Consider the following 14,833-nt stretch of genomic DNA (forward strand, 5'->3'; position numbering starts at 1 on the left):
AGGCTCGGTCCATGAACCGACAACGACCGGGCATCGGCCGCGTCACCGCCGCGATCGTGGCCGTCGCCGCCATGCTCCCCTACCTCACGCTGAAGCTCCTCTGGCTGACCGGCAACTCGACCGGCGTGACCGACCCCGGCCTGATGGACGACCCGGCGATGGTCGGGCTCAACGCGATGACCTTCGGCATGGACGCCGTCGCGCTGGTGCTGGCGCTGGCCTTCACGATGCGCTGGGGCTCGCGGTTGCCCGCCTGGCTGGTGCTGCTGCCGCTGTGGGTGGGCACGGGCCTGCTGTCGGTGGTGGTCGTGGCCGCGCCGGTCGTCCTGGTCTCCGCGGGGCCGGACGTCTTCACCGGGCCCATCGAGCCGTGGGTCTACGTGATGGTCTACGGCGGGTTCGCCGGGCAGGGCATCGGCCTCATGGCGGCCTTCGTCCTGTACGCCCGGGACCGCTGGCCCGCCGTCTTCACCACGGCCGCGGACGCCCCCTTCCCCAGCCCGACCCGGCCGTTCCAGACGGTCGTGGCCGTGGGCGCGCTGATGGTGTGCGTGGTGCTGGGCGGCGTGCGGCTCGTGTGGGCGTTCGGCGGCGACCTGGCCGCGGGCCTGCAGAACGGGCTGAAGGGCCTGCTCACCCTGGCCGGCGCCGTCGCGCTGGTGGCGATCGTGCGGCGGCGGGCGCGGGGTCCGTTCCGGCGCCCGCTGGCCCTGGCCTGGCTGGGCTCGGGCGTGCTGTTCGGGTGGGGCCTCTACGCCATGATCGTCAGGTCCGCGGGCGGCCCGCTCGCCGCGGGCGGGGGCGGCGCGGCCGACCTCGTGGAGCTGTTCGGCCTGCTGACCGGGCTGGTGATGGGGCTCAGCGGCGCGTTCCTGCTGACGGAGCGGTCGGCCGGGCTCGCGGCGGGCCCCGGGGGACGGCTCGCGGCCGGCCGCTCAGGCGTGGGCGACGTGCAGCCGGCGCAGGAGCCGCTTGAACGCGATCACCGAGAACGCGATCGCCGTGCCGCTGATCACGGCCACCGCTGAGGTGCGCAGCAGCATGAACGTGCCCAGCGAGCCGCCCAGCGACTCGTAGACCGCCAGGAAGATGCTCAGCGTGGAGTTCATCAGCAGCACGAACGCCCACAACAGCGTGATCCTGGCGAAGAACTTGCGGGTGCGCTCGTGCTTGAGCACCGCCGACGGCAGGTGGATGTAGTCGAGCGTCAGCTTCTGCACCAGCGGCCGGTTCAGCCGGACGGAGGCGAGGAAGGCCAGGCTGATGCAGATCGTGCCCATCTCGGGCTGGATGAAGAACCACATCCACGTGCCGGTCCAGAACGCCACGATCGCCCTGATCGTGATCGCGAACGCGGCGAGGTACATGGTCGCGGGCACCTTGACCCGCTTGACGAGCCGCCAGGCGACCCCGAGGTAGACCCAGGCGACGGTGAGGCCGAGCGCCCACTGGAAGCCGAGGACGACCATGGCCAGATAGAAGACCGCGAGGGGGGCGACCACGCCTTCGAGCAGCCGCGGAGCCGCCTGCCGGGCGAGCGCGGTGAGGCGTGGGAGGGTGACCGGAGGATGGTTCAAGGCTGCTCCGCAGATAGGCCGACGATCAGCGACTACCCGGGCTACGGGGGACCACGCTTTCCTGGATGGATGGCTCGATGTCACCGATGCGGCATCATCGCCGTCCCGGGAAGCACGCCGGTGGCCTACCGTACCCGAGGCGGCGTGGTGCGACCGCCTCTTTTGACGCGTTCCATCTGTTTCCACGGAAACAGCGCCGCCTTGACGGCGGCTTTCATCCCGGTGAAGCGGTGGCGAGCTTCGCGGCGAACCCCAGGAAAACGGCGCCGACGCCCGAGGTCAGCCAGGCGCTCAGCTTCCGGCGGCGGCGGAACTGGCCGGCCAGGAAGGCGCCGCCGAAGATCAGGGCGGTCAGGTAGAGGAAACTGAATACCTGGATGATCGCGCCCAGGATGAGGAACGACAGCGCGGGGTTGGCATAGCCCGGGTCCACGAACTGGACGAAGAACGAGACGAAGAAGAGGATCGCCTTCGGGTTCAGCAGGCTGATCGCCAGGGCCTTGCGGAAGGGGCGCGAGCGGCCCTCGGCCGTCGCATCGGCGGTCGTCTCGGCGGTCGTCTTATGGGCGGTCTCCCGGCGGCTCTGCCAGGCGCCGCGGATCATCTGCAGGCCGAGCCAGGCCAGGTAGCCGGCGCCGGCGTACTGCACGATCATGAACAGCAGCGGGTTGGACTTCAGCAGGGAGGAGGCGCCGGCGGCGGTGAGGATCATCAGGACGGTGTCGCCCGCGAAGACGCCCGCCGCGGCGCGGTAGCCCGCGCGGACGCCGTGCCGGGTGGCGTAGGTCAGGACGTAGAGGGAGTTCGGGCCGGGCAGCAGGATGATCAGGAAGGCGCCGACGATGTAGGCCCAGAAGTCCGTGATACCGAAGAACATGGGTGCTCGCCTTGGGGAAGAAGTGGTGACATATCACGGTATCTCGTGATGAGTCGCTGGGAACTCCTGAGGAAAGGCGCGGCCGTCCGCGTCCGGTCCGCGAATTACCTATTGACTGTGTAGGAAATCGGTCCTTACCTGAGAGGATGAGCCTCTGGACTCCGGACCCCACGTTCTACGCCTCCCCGAGGGACGCCGCCGACGCCCCCGCCGAGCAACTCGCCTACGTCGCCGCCTTCGACCGCTCCGCCGCCCGGCCGGACGCCCTGGCCGTCATCGACACCGACCCGTCCTCGCCCGGCTACGGCACCGTGGCCGGCTGGACCGACCTGCCGAACACCGGCGACGAGCTGCACCACTTCGGCTGGAACGCCTGCAGCAGCGCCCTGTGCCCCAACGCGCCGCACCCGCACGTGGAGCGGCGCTACCTGGTCGTGCCCGGCCTGCGCTCCTCGCGCATCCACATCTACGACACCAAGGACCGGATCAGCCCCGAGCTGGTCAAGGTGATCGAACCGGAGACGCTGGCCCGCCGCGCAGGCTACTCGCGCCCGCACACCGTGCACTGCGGCCCCGAGGGCCTGTACGTCTCCGCCCTGGGCGGCGCCGGCGGCGCGGAGGGGCCGGGCGGCATCGCGGTGCTCGACCACACCACCTTCGAGGTGGTGGGGCAGTGGGAGCTGGACCGGGGCCCGCAGTACCTGGCCTACGACTTCTGGTGGCACATCAACCAGGACGTGCTGATCTCCTCCGAGTGGGGCACGCCCTCCATGATCGAGGACGGGCTGGTCGGGGAGCTGCTGCTCGGCCGTAAATACGGCCACAAGCTGCACTTCTGGGACCTGCGCAAGCGCGCGCACGTGCAGGAGGTGGACCTGGGCGACGAGCACCAGATGCCGCTGGAGCTGCGCCCCGCCCACGACCCCACCCGCCTGTACGGCTTCGTCGGCGTGGTCGTCAGCGTGGCGGACCTGTCGGCGTCCGTCTGGCTCTGGCACCACGCCGACGACGGGCGCTGGCAGGCGCGCAAGGTCATCTCCATCCCCGCCGAGCCGGCCGACCCCGACCTGCTGCCGCCGCTGCTGAAGCCCTTCGGCGCGGTGCCGCCGCTGGTGACCGACATCGCGCTGTCGGTGGACGACCGGCGGCTGTACGTCTCGTGCTGGGGCACCGGGGAGATCAAGCAGTACGACGTGTCGGACCCGTACCGGCCGGTGGAGCTGGGCGCGCTGCGGGTGGGCGGCATCGTGGGCCGCACCCCGCACCCGGCCGAGCCGGCGCTGCCGCTGCGCGGCGGCCCGCAGATGGTCGAGGTCAGCCGCGACGGCCGCCGCGTCTATCTCACCAACTCCCTGTACGGCGCCTGGGACGACCAGTTCTACCCCGAGGGGGTGGGCGCCTGGATGGCCAGGATCGACACGGACGCGTTCGCCTTCGACCCGCGCTTCTTCCCGCACGGCGACGCCTTCCGCGGGCTGCGCCCCCACCAGGTGCGCCTGCAGGGCGGCGACGCCTCCTCCGACTCCTACTGCTACCCGTGACGCTCGCCGCGGTGCTCCTGCTGGGCGCCTTCCACGGCCTGAACCCGGCCATGGGCTGGCTCTTCGCCGTGGCCCGCGGCCTTCAGGAGCGCAGCCTGGACCGGCTGCTCCGGTCGCTCCCCGCGATCGCCCTGGGCCACCTCGCCTCGGTGGCCCTGGTGGCGCTCGTGGTCGCCGCCACCGGCTCCCTGGTCACGGGCACGGCGCTGGCGATCGGGGGCGGGGCGGTGCTGGTGGGGTTCGGGCTGTGGCGGCTGCTGTCGCGCCGGCACTTCCGGTGGGTGGGGATGCGGCTGTCGCTCTGGCAGCTCGCCTGCTGGTCGTTCCTGATGTCGTCGGCGCACGGCGCCGGCCTGATGCTGCTGCCGGTCTTCACCTCCCTGCACGCCGGAGGGCACGCCGGAGGTCACGCCGCGGGGCACGCGGGCGGGCACGCGGGCCATGCCGTCTCCGGCGGGCTGGGCCACGCCGTCTCCGGCGGGCTGGGCGTCGCGGCCCTGCACACGCTGGCCATGTTCACGGTGGCCGGGGTGATCGCGGTGGTGGTCTACAAGGTGGCCGGGCTGGCGGTGCTCCGGCGGGCCTGGTTCAACGTGGACCGGATGTGGGCGGTGGCGCTCGTGGCCGCCGGGGTGATCACGCTGGCCGCGGCCTGACCGTGCGGTCCGCGCCGGGCGCGGCGGCCAGCGGCAGCACCCGGTGCGGCACCACGGTGGACAGGGTGATGACGGTGGTGCTGCGGCGCACCCCGGGGATCGTCAGCATCCGGTCGATCACCTGCTGGAGGTGCTCGTGGTCGCGGCCGGCGATCCGGCACAGCACGTCGCCGGGCCCGGTCACGATGTACGCCTCCAGCAGCTCGGGAATGGCCTCCAGCGTGGCGGAGATGTGCTCGCGGGAGGCCTGCTCGACCTCCAGCGTGGTGAACGCCTGCACCGGGTGGCCGAGGGCGGCGGGGGAGAGGGCCGGGCCGAAACCGGTGATCACGCCGTCGGCGGTCATCCGGTCCAGCCGGGCCTGCACGGTCCCCCGCGCCACCCCCAGCAGCCGGGCGATCTCCAGCAGGCCGCTGCGCGGGCGCTCGGCGACCAGGCGGAGCACCTCGCGGTCGAGATCGTCGAGACCGTGGCGGCGTGCCGGCATATTCGTCTCCCAAAAGCCGCTTGTGCTGTCAGATCGGCAGCATACGAGGGTCGCTGTTGTCAGAGCCGCCGCCGGTGCCGAGACTTCGGATCTTATGGAGCACCGGCACCCGTTCGTTCCCTACACACCCCAGCGTCACGAGCCCGAGGAGATGGTCAGGCGCGGCGAGGAGTTCCACCGGCTGGTGGCCGGGCGGCGCAGCGTGCGGGCGTTCAGCCCCGAGCCGGTGCCGTACCGGTGCGTGGAGCTGGCCGTGCGGGCGGCCAACACCGCGCCGTCGGGGGCGCACCAGCAGCCGTGGAAGTTCGTGGTCATCGGCGACGCCGAGACGAAGCGGCGCGTGCGCGAGGCGGCCGAGTCCGAGGAGCGGCAGAACTACGAGGGCGGCCGGCTGCCGCCCGAGTGGCGGGCGGCGCTGGCGCCGCTGGAGACCACCTCCGACAAGGGCTACCTGGAGGTGGCGCCCTGGCTGGTGGTGTGCTTCGCCGAGAAGTACGGCCTGACCGCCGGGGGCGAGAAGGTCCGGCACTACTACGTCAACGAGAGCGTCGGCATCGCCTGCGGCCTGTTCATCACGGCGCTGCACGTGATGGGCCTGTCGACGCTCACCCACACGCCCAACCCGATGGCCTTCCTGAGCGAGATCTGCCGCCGCCCGGCCAACGAGCGGCCCTACATCCTGTTCCCGGTCGGCTATCCCGCCGAGGGGGCCGAGGTGCCCGACCTGACCAGGAAACCGCTGGAGGAGGCCCTGATCCACATCTCCTGAAATTTGGGCCTTTGCGAGGGCATCCAACGTCATCACTCTCAGTTCAGGCGCGAGTCAACACCCCCCGAACCCGCGCGCCTGAGGAGGACGTGGTGATACGCCGATTAGTCATCCTGCTGGCCGCCCTCAGCCTGATCTGCCTGACCGGCATGACAGGGGCGGGCGCCACCGCCGAACCGCCCCCCAACAAGCAGTACAGGGTGTCGGGCCCGGCCGACGCGCGGCAGCGCAGCGCCGTGGCGGCCACCGGCGCCGCCATCGAAGAGGTGGCCGCCGACTCGGTGCTGGTCACGGCCACGGAGGCCGAGGTCGCCGCCATCAAGCGGCTCGGCTTCCGGGTGGCGGAGGCCCCGCGCCCGACACCCCCGTCCGCCGCCGCGGCGTTTGACTTCCCGCCGGCGGACTCGGGCTATCACAACTACGCGGAGATGAACGCCGCCATCAACGCCATGGTGGCGGCCCATCCCACCATCATGAGCCAGTCGAACTACGGCACGTCGTACGAGGGCAGGAACCTGCGCCTGATCAAGATCAGCGACAACGTGGGCGCCGACGAGAACGAGACCGAGGTCCTGTTCACCGCGCACCAGCACGCCCGCGAGCACCTCACGGTCGAGATGGCGCTCTACATCATGCGCCTGCTCACCGACAACTACGGCAGCGACGCGAGGATCACCAACCTGGTCAACACCAGGGAGATCTGGATCATGCCGGACATGAACCCGGACGGCGGCGAGTACGACATCGCCACCGGCAGCTACCGCTCCTGGCGCAAGAACCGCCAGCCCAATTCCGGCTCCTCGGCCGTGGGCACCGACATGAACCGCAACTGGGCCTACAACTGGGGCTGCTGCGGCGGCTCCTCCGGCTCGGCGTCGAGCGAGACGTACCGGGGCGCGAGCGCGGAGTCGGCGCCCGAGGTCAGGGCGGCGGCCAACTGGGTGCGCAGCCGCGTGGTCGGCGGCGTGCAGCAGATCAAGTCGCACATCGACTGGCACACCTACAGCGAGCTGATCCTGTGGCCCTACGGCTACACCTACAACGACACCGCGCCCGGCCTGACCCAGGACGACCGGGACGCGCACGCCACCCTGGGCCAGAACATGGCCTCGACCAACGGCTACACCCCCGAGCAGGCCAGCGACCTCTACATCACCGACGGCACGATCGACGACTGGATGTGGGGCGCCTACAAGATCTTCAGCTTCACCTTCGAGATGTATCCGACCAGTGCCAGCCCGGGCTTCTACCCGCCGGACGAGCAGATCGTCCCGCAGACCACCCGCAACAGGGAGGCGGTGCTGCGCTTCCTGGAGTACTCGGACTGCGTCTACCGCATCATCGGCAAGGAGGCCCAGTACTGCGGCACCGGCAACCCGCCGCTGACCGTCTACTCCGACGACTTCGAGACGGCCACCGGCTGGACGGCGAACCCGGGCGGCACCGACACCGCCACCGCGGGCCAGTGGGAGCGCGGTGATCCGGCCGCGACCACGTCCAGCGGCGCCAAGCAGCTCGGCACCACGGTCAGCGGCACGAACGACCTGGTCACGGGCCGGCTGGCGGGCGCCGCGGCGGGCGACCACGACGTCGACGGCGGCGTCACCTCGATCCAGTCGCCGCCCATCACGCTGCCCGCGACGGGCGCGCTGAACCTGTCCTTCTCGTGGTACCTGGCGCACGGCTCGAACGCCTCCAGCGCCGACTACCTGCGGGTCCGCGTGGTCGGCGACACCACGGCCACGGTGTTCAACCAGGCCGGCGCGGCCGCCAACCGCAACGGCTCGTGGGCCACGGCCTCGGCGAGCCTGAACGCGTTCGCGGGCCAGACCGTCCGGATCCTCGTGGACGCGGCCGACGCCTCGGGGGCCTCGCTGGTCGAGGCGGGCGTGGACGACGTCAGGATCACCCGGCAGCCGTAGGCCGTACCGACCGGAGATCGTCACGATCAGCTCCGCCGCACGGGATTCCGGTCCCGTGCGGCGGAGTCGTGTTTGGGTCTTGTAAGCGTGCAACGTCAAAGCTACGATCGCGACAACTCTTAGGAAACTTTCCTAAAAGTAATCACCAATCGGACAAGACCTAACAACCGCTGCAAGGTTACTCGCGCCGACACCCCCCAAGCCCGTGTTTCCGCCTCACCCGGGCCGTGCCGTACGGCTTGCGCTCTCACCCCCCGGTGCAAGCCGTACGGCACGCACACCCCCCGAAGGAAGAACCGTGAGACTACGCGCGATCCTCTTAGCGCTGGCCACCCTCGCCCTCGGCCTCCAAGCCCTGCCCGCCCAAGCCCTGCCCGCCCAAGCCCTGCCCGCCCAAGCCCAGGCCGCCCAGGCCGCCACCGCGACCTTCGTCAAGGTGGCCGACTGGGGCTCCGGCTTCGAGGGCAGGGTCACCGTCACCAACGGCACCACCACCGCCCTGCCGGGCTGGAACGTGCAGTTCGACCTGCCCGCCGGCCACACCATCCCGTCCGCCTGGGACGCCGTGATGACCCGGAGCGGCCAGCACTACACCTTCACCAACCCCGGCTGGGCCGGCTCGCTCGCCCCCGGGGCCAGCGTCAGCTTCGGCTTCAACGGCAGCCCCGGCAACTTCCCCGGCATCACCGGCTGCACGCTGAACGGCTCCTCCTGCGGCGGCGACGAGACCCCCGGAGCGCCCGGCGCGCCCGGCACGGTCAACGCCACCGCCACCGGCAACGCCATCACCCTCACCTGGGGCGCGTCCACCGGCACGGTCACCGGCTACCGCGTCTACGAGGGCGCCACCGTCAGGGCCGCCACCACCGCCACCTCGGCGACCATCACCGGGCTCGGCCCCTGCGAGACCCGCACCTACACCGTCAATGCCTACAACGACCAGGGCGAGTCGCCCGGCCGCGAGGCCACCGCCACCACCACCGGCTGCACCGGCGGCGGCCCGCTGCCCCGGCACTTCCTCACCGGCTACTGGCACAACTTCGTCAACGCCGCGACCGAGCTCAAGCTGTCGGCCGTGCCCGACGAGTACGACCTGGTCGCCATCGCGTTCGGCGAGGCCACGGCCACTCCGGGAGAGGTCGTCTTCACGCTCGACCCGGCGCTGGCCACGGCGGTCGGCGGCTACACCGACGCCCAGTTCCGCGCCGACGTGCAGGCCCTGCACCAGCGTGGCAAGAAGGTGATCCTGTCCGTCGGCGGCGAGGCCGGCCGGGTGCAGGTCGCCAGCGCCGCCGCGGCGACGAGGTTCGCCGACTCGGTGTACGCGCTCATGCGCAGCTACGGCTTCGACGGCGTGGACATCGACCTGGAGAACGGCCTCAACTCCACCTACATGGCGCAGGCGCTGCGGTCGCTGCGCGCCAAGGCCGGCGCCGATCTGATCATCACGATGGCCCCGCAGACCATCGACATGCAGTCGACCGGGATGGAGTACTTCAAGCTCGCCCTGTCCATCAAGGACATCCTCACGGTCGTGCACACCCAGTTCTACAACTCCGGCTCGATGCTCGGCTGCGACCAGGCCCAGGCCTACGCGCAGGGCTCGGTCAACTTCATGACCGCCCTGGCCTGCATCCAGCTCGAGAACGGCCTGCGCCCTGACCAGGTGGCGCTGGGCCTGCCCGCGGGACCGGGCGCGGCGGGCGGCGGCGTCGTCGCGCCCTCCCTCGTCAACCAGGCGCTCGACTGCCTGGCCAAGCGCACCGCTTGCGGGACCTTCACGCCACCGCGCGCCTACCCCGACATCAGGGGCGCGATGACCTGGTCCATCAACTGGGACGCGAGCCACAACTGGTCGTTCTCCAAGACCGTCAAGCCCCACCTCCAGGGAATGCCATGAGATTTCGCAGCAAGCTCACCGCACTGGTGGCCGGACTGGCTCTCGCGCTGACCGGCGCCGCGCTGACCGCCGCGCCCGCGGCGCACAGCTCGGTGCGGCAGGTGGCCGCCGCCTGGGCCCCGTGGACCTCCTACGCCGCCGGCGCGACCGTCACCCACGACGGCGTCGACTACGTGTGCCTCCAGGCCCACACCTCCCAGCCCGGCTGGGAGCCGCCGAACGTGCCCGCCCTGTGGAAGCGGGGGACGGGCGGCGGCGGCGACACCACGGCGCCGTCCGTGCCCGGCAACCTCCGCTCGACCGGCGTCACCTCCAGCAGCGTCTCGCTGGCCTGGAACGCCGCCACCGACAACGTGGGCGTCACCGGTTATGACGTCTACCGGGGCGGCACCCTGGTCACGACGGTGAGCGGCACCTCCTACACCGACACCGGCCGCGCCGCCGAGACCAGCTACACCTACACCGTCCGCGCCCGCGACGCGGCCGGCAACGTGTCCGGGGCCAGCAACGCGGTCACCGCCACCACCGCCCCGGGGAACGGCCAGCCCGACCCGGCCAGGATGCCCGGCGCGCCCTACCTCTACATGGGCTGGGGCAACCCGCCGAACCCCGGCACGGTCATGGACGCGACCGGCGTCAAGTCGTTCACGATGGCGTTCATCCTGTCCAGCGGCGGCTGCACCCCCGCCTGGGACGGCAACCGCCCGCTGACCGGCGGCGCCGACCAGCAGGCGATCAACACGATCAAGTCGAAGGGCGGCAGCGTCCAGATCTCCTTCGGCGGCTGGTCGGGCAACAAGCTCGGCCCCAACTGCTCCTCGCCGCAGGCGTTCGCGAACGCGGTGCAGCAGGTCATCAACGCGGTCGGCCCGGCCGTGGTGGACTTCGACATCGAGAACACCGACGAGTTCGAGAACTACACCGTCCAGGACCGCATCCTGAACGCGCTCAAGATCGTCAAGCAGAACAACCCGAACGTCAAGATCGTCGTCACCTTCGGCACCACGCGGACCGGCCCGAACAGCCACGGCATCCGGCTCATCAACCAGTCGAAGGCGCTCGGCGTGCCGATCGACAACTACACGATCATGCCGTTCGACTTCGGCAGCTCCAACATGTACCAGGACACCGTCAGCGCCTCCGAGGGCCTGAAGAACGCGCTCAAGAACGCCTTCGGCTGGACCGACGCCCAGGCGTACGCCCGGATGGGCATCTCCGGCATGAACGGCCTGTCCGACCAGCAGGAGCTGACCACGCCCGGCACCTGGACCCAGATCCGCGACTGGGCCAGGTCCAAGGGGCTGACCAGGCTCGCCTACTGGGCCGTCAACCGCGACCGCCCGTGCCCCGGCGGCGGCGTGGTCGCGAACTGCAGCGGCATCGCGCAGGCCGACTGGGAGTTCACCCGGATCACCGCCGGCTTCTGACCCGCTGAGCGGCCCGCCCCCGCGCGGGGGGCGGGCCGCAGTGAGGAGACGCCATGAAACTCCGAGGACCGGCGGTCTTGCTCGCCGCGACCCTGCTCACCCTCCCCGCCACCCCGGCCTCCGCCGCCGGGACCACCTCCGCGAACCTCGCCACCAACCCCGGCTTCGAGGAGGGGCTGACCGGCTGGACCTGCTCGGCGGCCCAGGCCGTGTCGTCCCCGGTGCACGGGGGCGCGCGGGCGCTCCAGGCCACCCCGCAGGGCGGCGACCTGGCCCGCTGCCAGCAGACCGTCACCGTCCGGCCGAACACGGCCTACCAGCTCTCGGCCTGGGTGCAGGGCGCCTACGTCTTCCTGGGGGCCACCGGGACCGGCGTCAACGCCAGCACCTGGGGCGCGCCCGGCGGCCAGTGGTCCCAGCTCAGAACCTCCTTCACCACCGGCGCCTCGACCACGTCGGTGACGATCCACGTCAACGGCTGGTACGGCCAGGGCGCCTACCACGCCGACGACGTGGTGCTCGACGGCCCCGGCGGCGAACCCGACACCCAGGCCCCGAGCGTCCCCGGCAACGTGGCCGTCGGTGGCGCGACCGCCGCCACCCTCGACGTGAGCTGGTCGGCCGCGACCGACAACGTCGGAGTGGCCCGCTACGAGGTCTCCCGGGACAACGGCGCCCCCGCCACCGTCTCCGGCACGAGACACACGGCCACCGGCCTGACCGCGAAGACGTCCTACTCCTTCCGGGTCAGGGCCTGCGACGCCGCCGGCAACTGCTCGGCCTACTCCGCCCCCGTCACCGGCACCACCACCGACGACACCACCCCGCCGACCGGCGACATCAGGTACGCCCCCTACATCGACATCACGATGCCCACGCCGTCCCTGGCCGGCACCGCGAGCGCGACCGGGGTCAAGAACTACACGCTCGCCTTCGCGCTCGGCGACAGCTCCGGCTGCAACCCGGCGTGGGGCGGCACGATCCCGATCGCCGATCTGCGCATCGTCGACGACGTCAAGGCGCTCCAGGCGCAGGGCGGCCAGGTCGTCGTGGCCACCGGCGGGGCGATGGGGCCGTACCTGGAGCACGTGTGCGGCAGCGCGGCGGCGCTGGCCGGCGCGTACAAGAAGGTGCTGGACACGGTCGGCACCAACCACCTCGACGTGGACGTCGAGGCCAGCATCGACGTCAACAAGGTCAACACGGCGCTCAAGCAGCTCCAGAGCGAGCGCGGCACCGTCGTCAGCTACACGCTGCGGGTGCAGGGCCAGGACTATGGCGTGGACCCGTTCTCGCTGCAGATCCTCCAGGACGCGGCGGCCAAGGGCCTGGACGTGATCGTCAACCCGATGCTGATGAACTTCGGCTACACCGGCAACTGGGGCGACGCCATGATCGCCGCGGCGCAGGCCACGCTCGGCCAGATGAAGGGCGTCTGGCCGGCCAAGTCCGACGCGCAGCTCAAGCGCATGCTCGGCGTCACCCCGATGATCGGCAAGAACGACACCGGCATGACCACCACCCAGGCAGACGCCCGCAAGCTGCTGGCCTGGGCCAACGCCAACCGCATCGGGTTCATCGGCTTCTGGTCGGTGGGCCGCGACAACGGCGGCTGCCCCGACGGCCGGGTCTCGCCGACCTGCAGCGGGATCGCCCAGTCGAGCCACGAGTTCACGAACATCTTCAAGGGGTTCACCGGATGAGGAGCCTGATCGGCGTCGCGTCGGCGGTGGTGCTCGCCCTCGGGCTGACCGCCACCCCGGCCGCCGCCAAGACCGCCGGAAACGTCACCGGGAACGTCACCGGGAACGTCACGGGGAACGTCACGGGGAACGTCACGGGGAACGTCACGGGGAACGTCACGGGGAACGTCACGGGGAACATCGCCGCGAACAGCCTCGCCGCGAACCTCGCGGCGAATCCCGGTTTCGAGGAGGGGCTGACCGGCTGGACCTGCTCGGCGACCGCCGCCGCGCAGGCCGTCACCGCGCCCGTGCACGGCGGGACGAAGGCGCTGCGCGCCACCCCGGCCGGCAGCGACACCGCCCGCTGCCGGCAGACCGTCACCGTCCGGCCGAACACGGCCTACCAGCTCTCGGCCTGGGTTCAGGGCGGTTACGTGTTCCTGGGGGCCACCGGGACGGGGGTCAACGCCAGCACGTGGGGCTCGCCGGGCGCGGCCTGGGCGCAGCTCAGGACGTCCTTCACGACGGGCGCCTCGACCACGTCGGTGACGATCCACGTCAACGGCTGGTACGGCCAGGGCGCCTACCATGCCGACGACGTGGTGCTCGACGGCCCCGGCGGAGAGCCCGACACCCAGGCCCCGAGCGTCCCGGGCGGCCTGGCCGTCGGCGGCGCCACCTCCTCGTCGCTCACCCTGACCTGGTCGGCCTCGACCGACAACGTCGGGGTCGCCCGCTACGAGGTCTCGCGCGACGGCGGCGCCCCCGTCGCCGTCACGGGCACCACCCACCGGGCGACGGGGCTGGCCGCGCGCACGGCGTACCGCTTCAAGGTGCGCGCCTGCGACGCCGCCGGCAACTGCTCGGCCTACTCGCCCGAGGCGAGCGGCACCACGACCGCCGACGGCGGCGGGGGAGAGCTGCCCGAGCGGGTGCTGGTCGGCTACCTGCACGCCTCATTCGCCAACGGGTCCGGATATATCCGGATGAGTGACGTGCCCGACGAGTGGGACGTCATCAACCTCGCCTTCGGCGAGCCCACCTCGGTCACCTCGGGCGACATCAGGTTCCGCCAGTGCCCGGCCGCCGAGTGCCCGAACGTCGAGCCCGAGGCCGACTTCATCGCCGCCATCAAGGACAAGCAGGCCCGGGGCAAGAAGGTGCTGATCTCGATCGGCGGCCAGAACGGCCAGGTCCAGCTCACCACGGCGGCGGCCCGCGACAAGTTCGTCGAGTCCGTCTCCGCGATCATCGACAGGTACGGCCTCGACGGCCTCGACATCGACTTCGAGGGCCACTCCCTCTACCTCAACCCCGGCGACACCGACCTCGCCGCGCCCACCACCCCCGTCATCGTCAACCTGATCTCCGCGCTCAAGACGCTCAAGAGCCGCTACGGCGCGAAGTTCACGCTGACCATGGCCCCGGAGACGTTCTTCGTCCAGCTCGGCTTCCAGTTCTACGGCCCCGGCCCGAACGGCGCGGCCGACAACAGGAGCGCCTCCTACCTGCCCGTCATCCACGCCATGCGCGACGACCTGACCCTGCTCCACGTGCAGGACTACAACTCGGGGCCGATCATGGGCCTCGACGGCCAGTACCACACGATGGGCGGGCACGACTTCCACGTGGCCATGACGGACATGCTGCTGGCCGGGTTCCCGATCATGGGCAGTCCGGGCAACGTGTTCCCGCCGCTGCGCCAGGACCAGGTGGCCATCGGGCTGCCCGCCTCGGTCAACGCGGGCAACGGGTTCACCAGCGTCGCGGAGGTGCAGAAGGCGTTCGACTGCCTGGCCAAGGGCACGAACTGCGGGCCGTACCGGCCGCGCGGGGTCTACCCGGGGCTGCGCGGCCTGATGACCTGGTCGATCAACTGGGACCGGCACAACGGCCACGAGTTCTCCCGCAACCACCGCGCCTACCTGGACGCCCTGCCGTAACCACGCCCGCCCGTAACCACGCCCACCCGTAACCACGCCCACCCGTAAC

General features: G+C 71.2%; 12 protein-coding genes. 9 read left to right on the forward strand and 3 right to left on the reverse strand.

Annotation, left to right across the window (positions count from 1 at the left end):
• Positions 1–11: 11 nt before the first annotated feature.
• Positions 12–1,028 carry a hypothetical protein gene (locus IO39_RS51425; RefSeq protein WP_052423933.1) on the forward strand — a complete coding sequence of 339 codons (1,017 nt, stop codon included), beginning with the start codon at positions 12–14 and terminating at the stop codon, positions 1,026–1,028.
• Here IO39_RS51425 and IO39_RS53455 read toward each other — a convergent pair.
• On the reverse strand, positions 936–1,577 hold the full coding sequence (locus IO39_RS53455) for a VC0807 family protein (protein WP_084774260.1): 642 nt from the start codon (positions 1,575–1,577) through the stop codon (positions 936–938). The genes IO39_RS51425 and IO39_RS53455 overlap by 93 nt on opposite strands.
• Positions 1,578–1,791: 214 nt before the next feature.
• On the reverse strand, positions 1,792–2,454 hold the full coding sequence (leuE, locus tag IO39_RS39075; RefSeq protein ID WP_043635019.1) for a leucine efflux protein LeuE: 663 nt from the start codon (positions 2,452–2,454) through the stop codon (positions 1,792–1,794).
• A gap of 146 nt (positions 2,455–2,600) precedes the next feature.
• Between leuE and IO39_RS39080 the strand changes: the two genes are divergently transcribed.
• On the forward strand, positions 2,601–3,995 hold the full coding sequence (locus IO39_RS39080) for a selenium-binding protein SBP56-related protein (RefSeq protein ID WP_043635028.1): 1,395 nt from the start codon (positions 2,601–2,603) through the stop codon (positions 3,993–3,995).
• Complete coding sequence (locus tag IO39_RS39085; RefSeq protein ID WP_043635030.1) at positions 3,992–4,651, forward strand: hypothetical protein; 660 nt, start codon at positions 3,992–3,994, stop codon at positions 4,649–4,651. Before IO39_RS39080 ends, IO39_RS39085 begins: the two co-directional genes overlap by 4 nt.
• Here IO39_RS39085 and IO39_RS39090 read toward each other — a convergent pair.
• The gene (locus tag IO39_RS39090; RefSeq protein WP_043635035.1) at positions 4,632–5,138 is read right to left on the reverse strand and encodes an Lrp/AsnC family transcriptional regulator; all 507 of its coding nucleotides are present in this window, start codon (positions 5,136–5,138) and stop codon (positions 4,632–4,634) included. The genes IO39_RS39085 and IO39_RS39090 overlap by 20 nt on opposite strands.
• Before the next feature lie 94 nt (positions 5,139–5,232).
• Here IO39_RS39090 and IO39_RS39095 point away from each other — a divergent pair, with 94 nt between their 5' ends.
• The 6 genes from IO39_RS39095 to IO39_RS39120 all read left to right on the forward strand — a co-directional run bounded on the left by IO39_RS39095 (position 5,233) and on the right by IO39_RS39120 (position 14,784).
• Positions 5,233–5,907, forward strand: a complete 675-nt coding sequence (locus tag IO39_RS39095; protein WP_043635037.1) for a nitroreductase family protein — start codon at positions 5,233–5,235, stop codon at positions 5,905–5,907.
• A gap of 92 nt (positions 5,908–5,999) precedes the next feature.
• Positions 6,000–7,829 (forward strand): M14 family metallopeptidase, encoded by a 1,830-nt coding sequence (locus IO39_RS39100; RefSeq protein ID WP_043635096.1) that lies wholly within the window; start codon positions 6,000–6,002, stop codon positions 7,827–7,829.
• A 298-nt stretch (positions 7,830–8,127) separates the two neighbouring features.
• Positions 8,128–9,729 carry a chitinase gene (locus IO39_RS59225; protein ID WP_043635040.1) on the forward strand — a complete coding sequence of 534 codons (1,602 nt, stop codon included), beginning with the start codon at positions 8,128–8,130 and terminating at the stop codon, positions 9,727–9,729.
• On the forward strand, positions 9,726–11,156 hold the full coding sequence (locus IO39_RS39110) for a carbohydrate-binding protein (protein WP_043635042.1): 1,431 nt from the start codon (positions 9,726–9,728) through the stop codon (positions 11,154–11,156). The genes IO39_RS59225 and IO39_RS39110 overlap by 4 nt, the downstream gene beginning before the upstream one ends.
• A 53-nt stretch (positions 11,157–11,209) precedes the next feature.
• Complete coding sequence (locus IO39_RS55320) at positions 11,210–12,859, forward strand: carbohydrate binding domain-containing protein (protein ID WP_063765431.1); 1,650 nt, start codon at positions 11,210–11,212, stop codon at positions 12,857–12,859.
• Positions 12,856–14,784, forward strand: coding sequence for a chitinase (locus IO39_RS39120; RefSeq protein WP_084774266.1), 1,929 nt, complete (start codon positions 12,856–12,858; stop codon positions 14,782–14,784). The genes IO39_RS55320 and IO39_RS39120 overlap by 4 nt, the downstream gene beginning before the upstream one ends.
• Positions 14,785–14,833 lie beyond the last annotated feature (49 nt).

The sequence above is a fragment of the Nonomuraea candida genome (assembly GCF_000725485.1).
GTDB lineage: Bacteria > Actinomycetota > Actinomycetes > Streptosporangiales > Streptosporangiaceae > Nonomuraea > Nonomuraea candida.

What these genes read in the sequence shown, in the direction of transcription:
- IO39_RS51425 (WP_052423933.1), top strand. Translation starts at nt 12, where the DNA reads ATGAACCGACAACGACCGGGCATCGGCCGCGTCACCGCCGCGATCGTG.
- leuE (WP_043635019.1), bottom strand. Translation starts at nt 2,454, where the DNA reads ATGTTCTTCGGTATCACGGACTTCTGGGCCTACATCGTCGGCGCCTTC.
- IO39_RS39080 (WP_043635028.1), top strand. Translation starts at nt 2,601, where the DNA reads ATGAGCCTCTGGACTCCGGACCCCACGTTCTACGCCTCCCCGAGGGAC.
- IO39_RS39090 (WP_043635035.1), bottom strand. Translation starts at nt 5,138, where the DNA reads ATGCCGGCACGCCGCCACGGTCTCGACGATCTCGACCGCGAGGTGCTC.
- IO39_RS39095 (WP_043635037.1), top strand. Translation starts at nt 5,233, where the DNA reads ATGGAGCACCGGCACCCGTTCGTTCCCTACACACCCCAGCGTCACGAG.
- IO39_RS39110 (WP_043635042.1), top strand. Translation starts at nt 9,726, where the DNA reads ATGAGATTTCGCAGCAAGCTCACCGCACTGGTGGCCGGACTGGCTCTC.
- IO39_RS55320 (WP_063765431.1), top strand. Translation starts at nt 11,210, where the DNA reads ATGAAACTCCGAGGACCGGCGGTCTTGCTCGCCGCGACCCTGCTCACC.
- IO39_RS39120 (WP_084774266.1), top strand. Translation starts at nt 12,856, where the DNA reads ATGAGGAGCCTGATCGGCGTCGCGTCGGCGGTGGTGCTCGCCCTCGGG.